This window comes from Rhodanobacter sp. Root179, from assembly GCF_001428465.1.
Classification (GTDB): Bacteria; Pseudomonadota; Gammaproteobacteria; order Xanthomonadales; family Rhodanobacteraceae; genus Rhodanobacter.
Window position 1 is genome coordinate 24,265 of the sequence record NZ_LMHR01000069.1, and the last position, 16,096, is coordinate 40,360.

Consider the following 16,096-nt stretch of genomic DNA (forward strand, 5'->3'; position numbering starts at 1 on the left):
AAAATGTCGCACCGCGCCCACATCTGTAGCCGATGACTGATCGCTTCCAACTTGTTGCTCCCTATCAGCCCGCCGGCGACCAGCCGCAGGCCATCACGCGTCTGGCCCAGGGTTTCGAGGCCGGCCTAGCCGCGCAGACCCTGCTCGGCGTGACCGGTTCGGGCAAGACCTACACCATCGCCAACGTGATCGAACGCGTGCAGCGACCGACCATCGTGATGGCGCCGAACAAGACGCTGGCGGCGCAGCTGTACGGCGAGTTCAGGGAATTCTTTCCGCACAACGCGGTGGAATACTTCGTCAGCTATTACGACTACTACCAGCCGGAAGCCTACGTGGTGGCGTCGGACACCTTCATCGAGAAGGATGCCTCGATCAACGAGCACATCGAGCAGATGCGGCTGTCGGCGACCAAGGCACTGCTGTCGCGGCGCGATTCGATCATCGTGGCCACGGTGTCGGCGATCTACGGCCTGGGCAATCCGGAGGACTACCTCAGCCTGCGCCTGATCCTGGCCACCGGCGAGCGCATCGACCAGCGCAAGCTGATCCACCAGCTGACCGAGCTGCAGTACACCCGCAACGAAATGGAGCTGCGCCGCGGCACCTATCGCGTGCGCGGCGAGATCATCGACGTGTTCCCGGCCGAATCGGAAACCGAGGCGCTGCGCATCGAGCTGTTTGACGGCGAAGTGGAGAAGATGGCGCTGTTCGACCCGCTCACCGGAGAAACCATCCGCAAGGTGCAGCGCTACACCGTCTACCCCCGCACGCACTACGCCAGCACCCGCGAGAGCGTGCTGAACGCGATCGAGACGATCAAGGTCGAGCTGAAGGAGCGGCTGGAATATCTGTACAGGGAAAACAAGCTGGTCGAGGCGCAGCGGCTGGAGCAGCGCACCCGCTTCGACCTGGAGATGATGGCCGAGGTCGGTTACTGCCAGGGCATCGAGAACTACTCGCGCCACCTGACCAGGCGCGCGCCGGGGGAACCGCCACCTACGCTGTTCGACTACCTGCCGGCCGACGGCCTGCTGGTGGTCGACGAGTCCCACGTTACCGTGCCGCAGTTGGGCGCGATGTACAAGGGCGACCGCTCGCGCAAGGAAACCCTGGTCGAGTTCGGCTTCCGGCTGCCCTCGGCGATGGACAACCGGCCGCTGCGCTTCGAGGAATGGGAGGAGCGCGTGCCGCGGGCGATCTACGTCTCCGCCACGCCGCGCGACTACGAACTGCAGAAGTCCGGCGACGCGGTGACCGAGCTGGTGGTGCGTCCCACCGGCCTGGTCGATCCGGAAGTGGAGGTGCGCCCGGTGCGCACCCAGGTCGACGACCTGCTCAGCGAGGCGCACAAGCGCATCGCGATGGGCGACCGCGTGCTGGTCACCACGCTGACCAAGCGCATGGCCGAGAACCTCACCGAATACCTGTCCGAACACGACGTGAAGGTGCGCTACCTGCACTCGGACATCGAGACGGTCGAGCGCAGCGAAATCATCCGCGATTTGCGCCTGGGCGAGTTCGACGTGCTGGTCGGCATCAACCTGCTGCGCGAAGGCCTGGACATGCCCGAGGTGTCGCTGGTGGCGGTGCTCGACGCGGACAAGGAGGGCTTTCTGCGTTCCACCGGCTCGCTGATCCAGACCATCGGCCGCGCCGCGCGCAACGTGCGCGGCAAGGCGATCCTGTATGCCGACAACGTCACCCGCTCGATGCAGGCCGCGATGGACGAAACCGCCCGCCGTCGCGAAAAGCAGCTGGCTTACAACGAAGCGCACGGGATAACGCCAAAGACCGTGGTGCGCCGCATCGCCGACATCATGGAAGGGGCGCGCAGCGATGCTGGCAACCGCCGTGGCGGCAAGTCATCGTCCCGCAGTCAGGCCGCCGTGGCCGAGCAGGCTGCCGATTACGCAGGCATGAGTTCGCAGCAGGCTTCGGCACTGCTGAAAAAGCTGGAGACGCAGATGTACAAACACGCGCAGAACCTGGAATTCGAGGATGCCGCCCGTCTGCGCGACCAGATCCATCAATTGCGCGAGCAATCGCTGCGTTGAGCCCGGAAAACCCGTTGCCGGCGGGATATTGTCGATCGCCTTCGGCTCCCGTATACTGCGCGGCTCGCGTGGCAGGTCAGGCGCGATACGGGCGGTTAGCTCAGCGGTAGAGCACTACCTTGACATGGTAGGGGTCACAAGTTCGATCCTTGTACCGCCCACCAATTGAAATCCAGAAGCGGCGCGATCCCCAGGGTTCGCGCCGCTTCTGTTTTCGGTCATCGGAATCGGCATCCTGACGTTCCCGGCATGGCAGGCGGGCGCATCCCGATGTCGAACTGGACTCCGTTTAGCTGATGCATCGATTTTCCTGCAATGGGAGATTCAGTGAATCGGCTTACCAGCGGCGCCGCCGTTTTCGGCCGGGCTGGCCGGCTCCTTTCCCGTGTGCATGATCACCAGGACGGGGCAAAAACCTACAGGAACTCGCGTCCGGCGATGCTTCTCAATCACATGATGCAGCAGCAATTGTCGTGTCGCGGCTGTCATCGGGCGCCGGCTGGTTGTTAGTTTGTTGTCATTACCGTCGACAGCTTCAAATTCAGCTTGCAGACAGGCGATTGCAGATGTACGTTATCGGGCGAACCAAGTTGGTTCAGGATTGAAGCGAAGCGCAGAAACCTGCCGTTTCGCAGATATCAGATTCAGGGGCCTCCGGGTATCACGGACTGTGCTGGCAAGTGCAGCATTTCGGTGACGATGGTTGATACGGGGGTTGCAAGACACTTCATTGCTGCAATTCGGCAGCTGGTGCGTTCGTCCGGATGAGACGGGCTTGGCCATGAGGTGGAAAGATCAGGGCGAGGCAAGCAAGGAGCCTCGTCGAGCCTGTCCGACGCATGGAATGAAGGGGGTGGACGATCACGCTTGCGAACCATCTGGTGGTATTGGGTCTGATCCGGAGACTGTGCCGGGATCCCCGCCGTGTGCCCATGGGCGCCGGAACCTGCAGTTCGCAGTATTTCGAAATTGCGCAATTCCAATTGATGCAACGTCCGGCTGATTGAACGGGTCCGGCTGTGCAGCGCATGTGCGCTTGCAGCTTTCGGGATGTCGGGCAGCAGCAATGAAGGGCATCAATGCAAATCCCGGCAGTTCTCCATCGCGGTCATTTCGCGCTGCGGGAACGTCGGCCCACCGACGTAGGTTTTTTTGCGGCACGCGCACACAGGTACCGCACCGAATTGATCGTTCCGTTCGAACTGCAAGAGCATTTACCGGGAGACAAGGCATGGCCAAGCAAAGCAGTCAGAAGTTCATCGCGCGCAACCGTGCGCCGCGCGTGCAGATCGAATACGACGTCGAGGTCTACGGCGCGCAGAAGAAGGTCCAGGTTCCGTTCGTGATGGGCGTGATGTCGGATCTCTCCGGTGCGAACGCTGGCGAGCTGCCCTCGATCGAGGACCGCAAGGCGCTGGAGATCGATGTCGACAACTTCGACAACCGGTTGCAGTCGATGAAGCCCAGGGTGACGTTTGCCGTTCCCAACACCCTGACCGGCGAAGGCAATCTCTCGGTCGACATCACATTCGAGAGCATGGATGACTTTTCGCCGGCGGCGGTGGCCCGCAAGGTGGGCGCCGTGGCCAAGCTGCTTGAGGCGCGTACCCAGCTTGCCAACCTCGACACCTACATGGACGGCAAGGCCGGCGCAGAGAACCTGATCGCCCAGGCATTGAAGGACCCGGCGCTGCTGCAGTCGCTGGCTTCAGCGCCGAAGCCGTCCGACGACAACAACAAAGACGGGGAGTAAGCACGCATGGCAACCGAGAAACTAGCCGAACAGGGTGGCGCCACAGAGACTCTGGACGCCGGCGATTTTGCTGCGCTGCTTAACAAGGAATTCAAGCCCAAGAGCGACCGCGCCAAGGAAGAAGTGGAATCGGCCGTCCGTACCCTGGCCGAACAGGTGCTGAGCCGTTCCGACATCGTCTCGGACGACGTTGCGCAGACCATCAACGCCTACATCGCCGAGATCGATCGCAAGCTCAGCGAGCAGATCAACCTGATCATGCACCACGCCGATTTCCAGAAGCTGGAGAGCGCGTGGCGCGGCCTGCATCACCTGGTCAACAACACCGAAACGGATCAGCAGCTGAAGATCCGCGTGTTGAACATCTCCAAGAAGGACCTGGCCAAGACCCTGAAGCGCTACAAGGGCACGGCTTGGGACCAGAGCCCGATCTTCAAGAAGATGTACGAGGAAGAATACGGCCAGCTCGGTGGTGAACCCTACGGCTGCCTGGTGGGTGACTACTATTTCGACCACAGCCCGCCCGACGTCGAGCTGCTGAGCGGTATCGCGCAGGTCGCGGCGGCGGCGCATGCGCCGTTCATTTCCGCGGCGGCATCCACGCTGATGGGGATGGACAGCTGGAACGAACTGGCCAATCCGCGTGATTTGGCCAAGGTGTTTTCCACCCCGGACTACGCCGCGTGGCGTTCGCTGCGCGAGTCGGACGACGCCAAGTACATCGGTCTGACCATGCCGCGCACGCTCGCGCGCCTCCCGTATGGCTCCAAGACCGATCCGGTCGAGGAGTTCAATTTCGAAGAGGACACCAGTGGCGCCGACTCTTCCAAGTACACCTGGCAGAACGCGGCCTACTCGATGGCGGTGAACATCAACCGTTCGTTCAAGGAATATGGCTGGTGCTCGCGCATCCGCGGCATCGAGTCCGGTGGTGCGGTGGAAGGCCTGCCGGCGCACACGTTCCCCACCGACGACGGCGGCGTGGACATGAAGTGCCCGACCGAAATCGCCATCACCGACCGCCGTTCGGCCGAACTGGACAAGATGGGCATGATGCCGCTGGTCCACCGGAAGAACTCGGACATGGCGGCGTTCATCAGCGCGCAGTCGCTGGCCAAACCGGACGAGTACGACGATCCGGACGCGACCGCGAACGCGGCCCTCGGCGCACGTCTGCCGTACATGTTCGCCTGCTGCCGCTTCGCGCATTACCTGAAGTGCATCGTCCGGGACAAGATCGGTTCGTTCAAGGATCGTGATGCGATGGAGCGGTGGCTGGGGTCCTGGATCGGCCAGTACGTCGACGGTGATCCGGCGAACTCCAGCGAGGAAACCAAGGCGCGCAAGCCTCTGTCCGCGGCGGAAGTCATCGTGGAAGAAGTGGAGGGCGCACCGGGTTTCTACACTTCGAAGTTCTTCCTCAAGCCGCATTACCAGCTGGAAGGTTTGACGGTGTCCTTGCGGCTGGTTTCCCGCCTGCCGTCTGCGGCAAAGAGCTGACGCTCCTGCCAGATGTTCGTTTCATGGCTTCATGGCGCAAGTGGTTGCACGCAACATCGCCGGATCGTTGGTGAAGAGTAGAAGGCCAATCCGGTTCAATTGACCAAAACTGACAAGGAGAATTCTCATGGCATTAGACATGCATCTGGAGTTGAAGGGCGGTTCGGTCACCTTTACCGGTGAGTCGAAGCACAAGAAGCACGCTGGCAAGATTCAGCTCCTGGCCTGGTCGTGGGGCATGTCGCAGAGTGGCTCGTTCGGCCATGGCAGCGGCGGCGGCGCCGGCAAGGCCAACGTCCAGGACATCAGCATCACGAAGTATGTGGACAAGAGCTCGACGCAGTTCATGAAGGCCCTGACCACCGGCGCCCATTCCGATTCGGCCATCCTTTATGTGTCCAAGGCCGGCGGCACGCAGGATGACTACCTGAAAGTCACGCTCACCAGCGTGATGGTCACCAGCTACAGCACCGGTGGCTCGGGTGGTGAGGACATGCTGACCGAGAACATCTCGCTGGCGTTTGCCAAGTTCGAAGTCGCCTATTCCACCCAGGACGACAAGGGCAAGGTCAGCGAAGCCGGTACGGTCGCGTACAGCGTCGAAGAAGTCGCTTAAATCACGCGATGCTCCCCGGCTTGCAACACAGCCGGGGTTGAACCCCGGAGCTTCCGCTCTGATCGTCCGCTCGGTGCACGCGCAGGTCTGGTCCAGAACCAGGCCGTGCGTGGTCTTGCGGATCTCGTGCGCGAGTGGCTCCGGGGCCAAGCATGGACAACGGGCCTGTCTGTGGACATGTCCACAGATACGCTTCCGAGAATGACATGACGCCCGAGAGCAAGCTCAAAGATGGTCGGCCTGACGAGGCACTGCAATTGCTCACTGCAGAAGTACGCAACAACCCGGCAGACGCCAAGCGCCGGGTTTTTTTATTCCAGTTGCTGGCCCTGCTCGGACAATGGGAGCGGGCACAGAACCAGTTGAACGTCTGCGGCGAGCTTGATCCGCTCAACGCCATGATGGTGGGCGCGTATTCCGAAGCATTGCGCGGCGAGCTCGTGCGCGCCGAGGTCTTTGCCGGCAAGCGCATGCCGGTGATCATCGGAGAACCGGAACAATGGCTGGCGCTGCTGCTCCAGGCACTCAAGTTGGACGCCGAAGGACAGCATGAGCAGGCCGCCGCCCTGCGTGAACAGGCTTTCGAGCAGGCGCCGGCAGTAGCCGGAAATATCGACGGAAATGCGTTCGAGTGGATCGCCGACGCGGACCCGCGCATCGGCCCCTGTCTGGAGATCATCGTCAACGGTGGTTACTCCTGGGTGCCGTTCTCGCGCCTGAGCGAGCTGAAGTTCGAGGCACCAAGCGATTTGCGCGACAAGATCTGGGTGCCGACCCAGGTCACCTGGAGCAATGGCGGGAAAGCGATCGGTTTCATTCCGGGGCGTTATGCGGGCAGCGAACTCACTGGGGATCATGACCTCGTGCTCGGCCGCCGTACCGACTGGACCGAGCAAGGTGAAGGACTGCATGTGGGCCTGGGCCAGCGCATGCTGGCCACCGATGCGGCAGAGTATTCGCTCTTCGACGCGCGATTGATCGCGTTCGACGCCGCCTGAGCCGGGATGCATCGCCATGGCTGAATTGACCACCCAGGAACGACTTCAGCCATCGCTGCTCGATCGCCTTACCGACGACGAACCGGGCAAGCTGGAAGAGAGCCGCGAGAAGCGGGTCATTTCGGCCACGCGGCTGCGTGACTGTGTCACGCGGGACATGTCGTGGCTGCTGAACTGCGTGAGCATGGATGCCGACAACGACCTGTCCGAATATCCCGAGGTGGCGCGCTCGGTACTCAATTTCGGCATCCCGGACCTGACCGGCATGGCCTTGTCCGGAATCAATCCGGATGTGCTGCAGCGCCAGGTCAGGGATGCGATTCTCGCCTTTGAGCCCCGGCTCACGGCCAACACGCTTCGGGTCACGGCCACGGCCATGTCCAAGCGCATGGATCGACAGGCACTGGTCTTCAATATCGACTCGGAAATGTGGGCGCAGCCGATCCCGCTGAATCTCTACCTGAAGACCGAAGTCGATCTGGAAACAGGCAACTTCAAGGTATCGGAAGGCTTCGGCTGATTGACCATGGACCCACGACTGCTGCGGTACTACAACCGGGAATTGCAACACGTCCGCGAGATGGGCGGCGAGTTTGCGCGCGAATACCCGAAGATCGCCGGGCGTCTTGGCCTGGAAGGCTTCGAGTGCGCCGACCCTTATGTCGAGCGTCTGCTCGAGGGTTTCGCCTTCCTCGCCGCGCGCGTGCAGCTCAAGCTGGATGCGCAATACCCGGTGTTCACCCAGCACCTGCTGGAAATGATCTACCCGCATTACCTGGCGCCCGTGCCGTCCATGGCCGTGGTCCAGATGCAACCGGATCTGAAAGAGAGCGGCCTGCTCGCCGGTCATACGGTGGCCCGGCACACGGCGCTGCGCAGTCTTGCCGGCAAGGATGACCGCACGACGTGCGAGTATCGCACTGCGCACGATGTCACCCTGTGGCCGCTGGAACTGATCGAGGCGAAGTATTTCGAGACACCTGCGGCCATCGCCGCGGCGGGCGTGGCCTTGCCCGCAGGCAAGACGGTGCGTGCCGGCCTTCGGCTCAAGCTTCGCGTCACGGCGGGCGCCCAGGCCAACATGCTGGCACTGGACAAGTTGCCGGTGTTCATCGCCGGCGCGGACGAGTTGCCCAAGCGTCTTTACGAACAACTGCTGGGCAATGCGGTCTGTTACATGGTGCGGGCCATGGGGGCCAGTGGCGAGATCAGCCAGACACATGACGCCAGTGCCATTCATCGGCGTGGTTTCGACGATGACGAGGCGCTCATTCCGTACAGTGGCCGGTCCTTCAGCGGCTACCGGCTGTTGCAGGAATACTTTGCCTGTCCCGAGCGCTTCCTGTTCGCCGAATTCACCGGGCTGAAGTCGTTGCTGAGCCGCTCCAGGGGCAACGAGTTCGAGATCGTCGTGCTGTTCGACCGCAGCGTGGCGAGCCTGCACAACGCCATCGACCTCAACAACTTCCGTCTGTTCTGCACGCCCGCCATCAACCTGTTTCCCCGCCGGGCCGATCGCATCCACCTGCAGCAGGGTAAGGCCGAGTACCACATCCTGGCCGATCGCACGCGGCCGATGGATTTCGAGATCCACAGCATCGGCAACGTCGAGGGTTTCGGTGACCGACAGGAACCGGAGCAGCGGTTCCTGCCCTTCTATGGTTGCGACGAACGCACCTGGCACAGCCAACATTCGGCCTACTACACGATACGCCGCGAGCCGCGGCTGGTGTCCTCGCGACAGAAGCGGCAGGGTGCGCGTTCCAGCTACATCGGCAACGAGATGTTCATCGCGCTGGTTGACTCCAGCGAGGCGCCGTACTCGACCGAGCTGCGCCAGATCGGCATGCAGCTGATGTGCACCAACCGCGACCTGCCGCTGCAGATGCCGGTGGGCAAGTCCAAGACCGACTTCACCCTGGAGACCGGTGCGCCTGTCGAATCCATCCGTTGTGTTGCCGGTCCCACCAAGCCACGTGCGCCGGTGGCCACGGGCGAGACAGCGTGGCGGCTGCTCAGCCATCTGCAACTGAATTACGTATCGCTGTTGGAGAACAACGCCGGCGAAGGCGCCTCGGCCTTGCGCGAGATGCTGACGCTCTATTGCGACGAGTTCGACTCCAGTGCGCTGCGGCAGGTTGAGGGCGTGAAGGCGGTGAGCTCGCAGCCCATCGTGCGGCGTATTCCGGTGCAGGGACCGATCACTTTCGGTCGTGGCCTGGAGATCACGCTTACCTGTGACGACGGTGCCTTCGAAGGCACCGGCGCCTTCCTTCTTGGCGCGGTGATGCAGCAGTTCTTTGCGCGCTACGTGTCCATCAATTCCTTCACTGAAACAGTCCTGCGTACTTTGGAACGCAATGAGGTCGCTCGATGGCCGGCTCGGCTCGGAACACGGCAGACGTTGTAGCGCTGGAGAACGCGCTGCGCGATCGTCCGGAGGACTTCGAGTTTTTCGAGGCGATCCGGCGGCTTGAGTGTGCCCATCCCGAGCGGCCCAGGCTGGGGCATTCGGCCAAGGCCGCCGAGGATTTCGTGCGCCTGTGCCAGACGCCGTCGCTGGCGTTCGCACCCAGGACGGTCGATCGCTACCAGCCGGGTGGTGGTGGCCGACCGGCGCGCATGCATGGCCTCTTCTTCGGCCTGTTCGGCCCGAATGCACCATTACCGCTGCATCTCACCGAATACGCCATGGACCGCGAGCTGAACTCGCGGGATCGCACATTCTCCGCCTTCGCGGACATCTTCCATCACCGGATGATGAGCCTGTTCTACCGCACCTGGGCCGACTCGCAGCCCACCGTGCATCTGGATCGGCCGGATGAAGACCGGTTCCGCCTGTACATGGGCGCCCTGGTCGGCCTGGCCACGCCCAATCTCGAGGGGCGCGATGCGCTGCCGGACCAGTTCAAGCGCTTCTTCGCCGGGCGGTTACTGCAGCAGGCACGCAATGCCGAAGGGCTGAAAGGCCTGCTCGAACGCTTCTTCCGCATCCCGGTGGGGATTGTCGAGTTTGTCGCCGAGTGGATGCGTCTGCCATCGGAATCCTACCTGCGCCTTGGTGCCTCGGGCGAGGTGGCGGCGCTGGGACTGACCACGGTAACCGGCCAGTACGTATGGGGCAGTCAGCAGCGATTCCGCCTGCGGTTGGGGCCGCTGAGCCGGGCCGAGTTCAACAATTTCCTGCCGGGGGGCGAGGCGCTGAAGCAGCTCGTGGCCGCGGTGAAGACCTATGTCGGCGAAGAAAAGGCCTGGGACGTGCAACTGGTCCTGAAAAGGGACGAGGTGCCCGCAACCCGGTTGGGACAGGGTGGCCGCATGGGGCTGACGACGTGGATGGGGCAGGTGCACCGGGACGATGACGCCGACCAGGTTGTCCTGAAGCCGGTGGGCTGACCAGGCAGGGCGAAGACAGTTCATTACACGATCGCGCCGCCCGAACGGCGCGGGCAGATACCAGTTCGACATCGCAAGAAGTCCGCTGAACGACAACTACTGCAAAGGAACGATGATCATGGCCGAAATCAGTCGCGGCGCCCTGTTCGGAAAGCTCAACAAGCTTGCTTTTCGCGGCATCGAAAGCGCTACCGTGTTCTGCAAACTGCGCGGCAATCCCTACGTGGAACTGGTGCACTGGATTCACCAGATCCTGCAACTGCAGGATTCGGACCTGCATCGCATCGTCAAGCAGTTCAACCTCAACCCGTCGAACCTGGCGCGTGACATCACCGATGCGCTGGATCGACTGCCGCGTGGTTCGTCGTCCATCTCTGACCTGTCGAGCAACGTCGAGGAAGCAGTCGAGCGCGCCTGGGTATTCGCCACCCTGATGTTCGGCGAAGCCCAGGTACGCACCGGCTACCTGATCGTCGGCTGCATGCGCACGCGCAACCTGCGCAATGCCCTGGTGAACATCTCGGCCGAATTCGACAAGATCAAGCCCGAGGCCCTGGTCGAGAAATTCGCCGAGGTGGTCGGCGGTTCACCCGAAGACGGCTTGAGCGCCAACGACGGTTTCAAGATGGGCGGGGGCTCGGCGCCGGGCGAAGCCAGCGGTGCGATGTCGCCGGCGCAGATGGGCAAACAGGAAGCGCTGGCGCAGTTCACCATCGACCTCACCGCACAGGCGCGCGACGGCAAGATGGACCCGATCGTCGGTCGCGACGACGAGATCCGCCAGCTGGTCGACATCCTGATGCGCCGCCGGCAGAACAACCCGATGCTGGTCGGCGAGGCCGGCGTGGGCAAGACCGCGGTGATCGAAGGCTTCGCCATGCGCATCGCCATCGGCGACGTGCCGCCGCCGCTGAAGGACGTGCAACTGCGCGTGCTCGACGTGGGCCTGCTGCAGGCCGGCGCCAGCATGAAGGGCGAGTTCGAGAATCGCCTGAAGCAGGTCATCGAGGAAGTTCAGTCCTCGACCAGGCCGATCATCCTGTTCATCGACGAGGCGCACACCCTGGTCGGCGCCGGCGGCGCGGCCGGCACCGGTGATGCGGCGAACCTGCTCAAGCCCGCGCTGGCACGCGGCAACCTGCGCACGATCGGTGCCACCACCTGGGCCGAGTACAAGAAGCACATCGAGAAGGATCCGGCACTGACCCGTCGCTTCCAGACCGTGCAGATCGACGAACCCAGCGAGGAAAAGGCGATCCTGATGATGCGCGGCGTCGCCAGCGTGATGGAGAAGCACCACAAGGTGCAGATCCTCGACGAGGCGCTGGAAGCCGCGGTGAAACTGTCACACCGCTACATACCTGCGCGCCAGTTGCCGGACAAGTCGGTCAGCCTGCTCGACACTGCGTGCGCCCGTGTGGCGATCAGCCAGCATGCGGTGCCAGCCGAGGTAGACGACACCCGCAAGCGCATCCAGGCGCTGGAAACCGAGCTTGGCATCATCGCCCGCGAGAAGAACGTCGGCGTGAACGTGACCGCCCGCGAGGACAGCGCCAACGAAAAGCTGGCGACGCAGAAGGCGCGGCTGGAAACGCTGGAGGCGAACTGGGTCAAGGAGAAGGATCTGGTCGACAGGATCCTCGACATCCGTTCGAAGTTGCGTGGTTCTTCCGCGCCGGTCGAAGGCACCGGCAGCGCGCTGGAAGAGTCGGCCAACCAGGTTGCTGACGCCAAGGAAGCGCCCGCTGGCGAAGCGGCCCTTGCCGGTGACGATCGCGCGACCGCGCTGAAGGAACTGCAGGACTTGCAGGTCCAACTGGCCGAACTGCAGGGCGAACATCCGCTGATCCTGGCCTCGGTCGATCAGCAGGCTGTGGGTTCGGTGGTGTCGGACTGGACCGGCATCCCGGTCGGTCGCATGGTCAAGAGCGAACTCGAGACCGTGATGAACCTGGCCAGCCTGATGGGTGCCCGCGTGATCGGCCAGGATCACGCGATGGAGATGATCGCCAAGCGCATCCAGACCTCGCGTGCCGGCCTGGTCGATCCGAACAAGCCGATCGGCGTGTTCATGCTGGCCGGCACCTCCGGCGTCGGCAAGACCGAGACCGCGCTCGCCCTGGCCGAGGCACTGTACGGCGGCGAGCAGAACATCATCACCATCAACATGAGTGAATTCCAGGAAGCGCACACCGTCTCGACCCTCAAGGGCGCGCCCCCCGGCTATGTCGGCTACGGCGAAGGCGGCGTGCTTACCGAGGCGGTGCGGCGCAAGCCGTATTCGGTGGTGCTGCTGGACGAAGTCGAGAAGGCCCACCCCGACGTCCACGAGATCTTCTTCCAGGTCTTCGACAAGGGCGTGATGGAAGACGGTGAAGGCCGCTCGATCGACTTCAAGAACACCCTGATCCTGCTCACCACCAACGCCGGCACCGAGATGATCGCCGGCCTGTGCAAGGACCCGGAACTGATGCCCGACCACGAGGGCATGGCCAAGGCATTGCGCGAGCCGCTGCTGAAGATCTTCCCGCCCGCGCTGTTGGGCCGTCTGGTGACGATTCCGTACTACCCGCTCAGTCCCGAGATGCTGGGCAAGATCGTCAAGCTGCAGATCAACCGCATCAAGAAGCGCGTCGAGGCCCGCTACAAGATCCCGTTCGAATACAGCGAAGACGTGGTGAAGCTGGTGGTCGAACGCTGCACCGAGACCGAATCGGGCGGGCGCATGATCGACGCCATCCTGACCAACTCGATGCTGCCGGACATCTCGCGCGCGTTCCTCACCAGGATGATTGCCGGGGAGGACGTGGCGAAGGTGCAGGTGGGGGTGACGGACGGAGAGTTTTCGTACGCTTTCGGGTGACCGTCGGGCAAACGGCAGGTGATTGCCTTCCTCAAAGGACGAAGCGCGAAATCGCTGCAAGTCGACCGGACGTCTTCGCAGCGCGCGCTCCCCTTCACATCAGGGCAGTTGCGTGAGCCCGGAAACTCGGAGGATGACCGTCACCGCGCCCGGCTTGATCTGGCGCGGGCTTGCTGCGGACCTCAGGCGAAGGGATGCGAAGTTGAAGTTCCATTGGTGGGCATGACGTTGCCCATGTGCCGCGGGTACGCACCTTAGGGGCGGCCAGCGATAACCAGGAATCGATATGACTACGTTCACGGTGTACTGCCACGGTACCGGGTTCAACCGGGTAAAGGCGACGGAAAGCAATGAGCTGGTGGCCTGGTTTCATAACCATACGGACGGCTCGGAGGCGAGGCTGGCAGGGTCGCTGGTTACTCCGGGCAGCTATCTGATCAACGAGGGGCCCGGCTCGGGAATGGTTGGGGGCATCGCGCTTCCGCAGCAGGTCAACCCGATCACGGGCAATCGCATTTCGGGGTCGGGTGGTGGCGGCTCGTCGTTCAGCAAGGCGTTGGGTGGCAAGACCTCCACGTCGAAACTGACGCGCTCGAACAAGGTCGGCAACGCGCTGGGGAATCTCAGCGGACTCGGCTGGGACGAGAACGTGATCCGTACGGTCAACATCATCCAGGACATGATCTTCGAGCATGGCCAAGCCATCGATCGGGTGAACCTGGCGGGCTGGAGCCGTGGCGCGGTGACGTGCATCCGCATCGCGGCGGCCCTGAACGAGGTGTTCGGCAACGAGCTGGAGTGCAATATTTTCGGGGTCGACCCGGTCGCCGGGTTGAGTGCCGGCAAGACCATCGAGGACACCACACGACTGACCCCCAACGTGGCACGTTACATCGCGATCATTGCGATGCACGAGATGCGCAAGTCATTCAAGCCGCAGGACTGGAGTCGCCTGACTGTCGTCGATCCGGGCCGCACCACGGCGGTGATGCTGCCGATGCCGGGTGTGCACAATGCCCAGGTGATCCCGAACGAGCCTGCCTACGCCGCGTATATCACGCGGAACCTGGCCTGCGGATTCCTGCGCAGCCTCGGTACCTCGATCGATGGCGTTCCCTACAACTTCCTTTGCTCGGCAGCCGACATGTGCGAGGGGTACGCCCGCCTGGTCATGGGGCTTTCCGAACACAAGAGCTACCAGACCAGCGGGATGAAGAACCGCATCGTTGGCGGTGGATTGCGACGGCGTTCCGCCGCCAAGCATTCCAGGATGGATCTTTACACCCGCGGCGGCAAGGAAAGCTACTGGATCAACGAACATCACCGGGCCTGTTTCGCGGCCGCCTATCCCGGTGCCTATCAAACGATCTTCGAGGATGTCGGCAACGGCAACCTGCTGCTGTCCAAGGTCGACAGCCGCTTGTTCCAGGCCGTCGGAAGCAGCGCGTTCCTGCGTGATTCGCTGATGAGCAAAGGATTGCTGACGGACGATCCCACGTACACCGTCGAGGTTGGTGGTGGCCGCTATGCGGATCGCCGCGTCAGTGTCTGGCCGGCAACTTTCCCCTTGCACGCATGAAGCGCGGGGTGGGTTCGCTGTGCTCCGGACCAGACAGGTATGGAGATTTTTCTGCTTTTCATTGATGCCCGAGTGCCCGCGATGCGTGCGCTCCCACCCCATTGAAGGATGTCGAAATGGCCATTGAATACCACTCGCTCGGCGGGCAGAAAAAGGTCAACGAGATCGTGATGGCCGGCAGCCACGACGCCGCGATCAATTCGGGCGGCATCCGTGCCCGTACCCAGAGCAAGTCGATCTATCACCAGGCCAAGTGCGGCGTGCGCATTTTCGATATCCGCATTTCGGGTCAGCGAACCGGCCACGGCGGCGCCAAGCTTTCCGCGTTCCACGGCAAGAACACGCCGGAGTTGAAGTCGAAAAACGTGGGCGGAACCACCCGGAACATCGAGGTCACGCGCATGGTGCTCGGCGATTGGGGCATGGACCTGGACGACATCCTCGATGGCGCGTTCCGCTTCGTCGAGAAGTACCAGGACGAATTCCTGATACTCAAGTTCGACAAGTCGGCCAACTACGAGTTGATCCTCGAAGCTTGCCAGAGCAAGTTGAAAACCCGGCTCTACAAGAAGCCGGGCAATCTGGCCAACCATACCCTCGACGAAATGGGCGGCAAGGTGGTCTGCGGGTTCATGCCTGACGGCTTTTCCAAATTGAGCCAGGCGGGCGCGACGATTGCGGACGGTGCGGCACAAGTTGTCAGCCTCTATCCCCATGGCGTGATGCCCGACCATATCAACGGCCTCGTCTATTACGGGAAGGGTGGAACGGATATCGTGCAGCCTCTGGACTATGCATTCAGCTCTCCGGTGAAGGGGAAGTTCCTCCAGAACATCGACAAGCAGAGGCGCATTCTTGGCGACGCCAATACGGCGCATTACTCGCGTGACGTGCTCCGGATGATGTATTGGACGCAGACCGGCATGGTGCGAAGCATCAAGGGCAGGGACAAGAAAGCCTGGACCACGAATGGAAAGCAGCAACTGAAGCAGTTGTGGACGGAAGGTGGCTACAACTACATGAGCAACAGCGTTCCGGAGGCCTTTCCCCTGGATTCGCACGCCACGAATTTCCAGATATACCTGCCGAATTTCATCATGGTCGATTTTGCCGACGAGAACAAAGGACAGACGATCTACGATCTGAATCGGCTGAGTCGGGCCGACATCATTCAGTTGAACAACGGTATCGACAAGCCGGGCAATTCCGTCCAGTTCAACGTGTAAATCAATTCAGGGGCGCTTTCCGCGTCTGGGTGAGTCAGCTTGATTCCTCATCGGACGCGCAGGGATATCGGAAAGCAGAACCGCGAGGGTTTGCCTTCCATCTTGGGG

The 16,096-nt window shown here is 62.3% G+C and carries 11 protein-coding genes and 1 tRNA gene; all 12 read left to right on the plus strand.

What is annotated here, in order from left to right; translation table 11 throughout:
• The first annotated feature begins 32 nt into the window (after window positions 1–32).
• Window positions 33–2,057 carry an excinuclease ABC subunit UvrB gene (gene uvrB, locus ASD82_RS07135; RefSeq protein WP_056717148.1) on the plus strand — a complete coding sequence of 675 codons (2,025 nt, stop codon included), beginning with the start codon at window positions 33–35 and terminating at the stop codon, window positions 2,055–2,057.
• 89 nt (window positions 2,058–2,146) lie between these two features.
• A tRNA-Val gene (locus ASD82_RS07140) sits at window positions 2,147–2,221 on the plus strand.
• Window positions 2,222–3,288: 1,067 nt separating this feature from the next.
• Window positions 3,289–3,810 carry a type VI secretion system contractile sheath small subunit gene (gene tssB / locus ASD82_RS07145; protein WP_056717149.1) on the plus strand — a complete coding sequence of 174 codons (522 nt, stop codon included), beginning with the start codon at window positions 3,289–3,291 and terminating at the stop codon, window positions 3,808–3,810.
• Window positions 3,811–3,816: 6 nt separating this feature from the next.
• The gene (tssC, locus tag ASD82_RS07150) at window positions 3,817–5,310 is read left to right on the plus strand and encodes a type VI secretion system contractile sheath large subunit (RefSeq protein WP_007807833.1); all 1,494 of its coding nucleotides are present in this window, start codon (window positions 3,817–3,819) and stop codon (window positions 5,308–5,310) included.
• Between the two features lie 127 nt (window positions 5,311–5,437).
• The gene (locus ASD82_RS07155; RefSeq protein WP_040673222.1) at window positions 5,438–5,926 is read left to right on the plus strand and encodes a type VI secretion system tube protein Hcp; all 489 of its coding nucleotides are present in this window, start codon (window positions 5,438–5,440) and stop codon (window positions 5,924–5,926) included.
• Window positions 5,927–6,132: 206 nt separating this feature from the next.
• Entirely contained in the window at window positions 6,133–6,924 is a 792-nt protein-coding gene (locus ASD82_RS07160) for a type VI secretion system accessory protein TagJ (protein WP_056717150.1), read from the plus strand.
• A 16-nt stretch (window positions 6,925–6,940) separates the two neighbouring features.
• On the plus strand, window positions 6,941–7,444 hold the full coding sequence (gene tssE / locus ASD82_RS07165; RefSeq protein ID WP_056717151.1) for a type VI secretion system baseplate subunit TssE: 504 nt from the start codon (window positions 6,941–6,943) through the stop codon (window positions 7,442–7,444).
• Between the two features lie 6 nt (window positions 7,445–7,450).
• Window positions 7,451–9,334 (plus strand): type VI secretion system baseplate subunit TssF, encoded by a 1,884-nt coding sequence (gene tssF / locus ASD82_RS07170; protein WP_056717171.1) that lies wholly within the window; start codon window positions 7,451–7,453, stop codon window positions 9,332–9,334.
• On the plus strand, window positions 9,298–10,320 hold the full coding sequence (gene tssG, locus ASD82_RS07175) for a type VI secretion system baseplate subunit TssG (RefSeq protein ID WP_056717152.1): 1,023 nt from the start codon (window positions 9,298–9,300) through the stop codon (window positions 10,318–10,320). Before tssF ends, tssG begins: the two co-directional genes overlap by 37 nt.
• 118 nt (window positions 10,321–10,438) lie before the next feature.
• Entirely contained in the window at window positions 10,439–13,183 is a 2,745-nt protein-coding gene (tssH, locus tag ASD82_RS07180) for a type VI secretion system ATPase TssH (protein WP_056717172.1), read from the plus strand.
• A gap of 286 nt (window positions 13,184–13,469) precedes the next feature.
• On the plus strand, window positions 13,470–14,762 hold the full coding sequence (locus tag ASD82_RS07185) for a hypothetical protein (RefSeq protein ID WP_157599213.1): 1,293 nt from the start codon (window positions 13,470–13,472) through the stop codon (window positions 14,760–14,762).
• Between the two features lie 116 nt (window positions 14,763–14,878).
• Window positions 14,879–15,988: a hypothetical protein gene (locus tag ASD82_RS07190; protein WP_056717154.1), complete on the plus strand. Its 1,110-nt coding sequence runs from the start codon at window positions 14,879–14,881 to the stop codon at window positions 15,986–15,988.
• The last annotated feature ends 108 nt before the right edge of the window (window positions 15,989–16,096 follow it).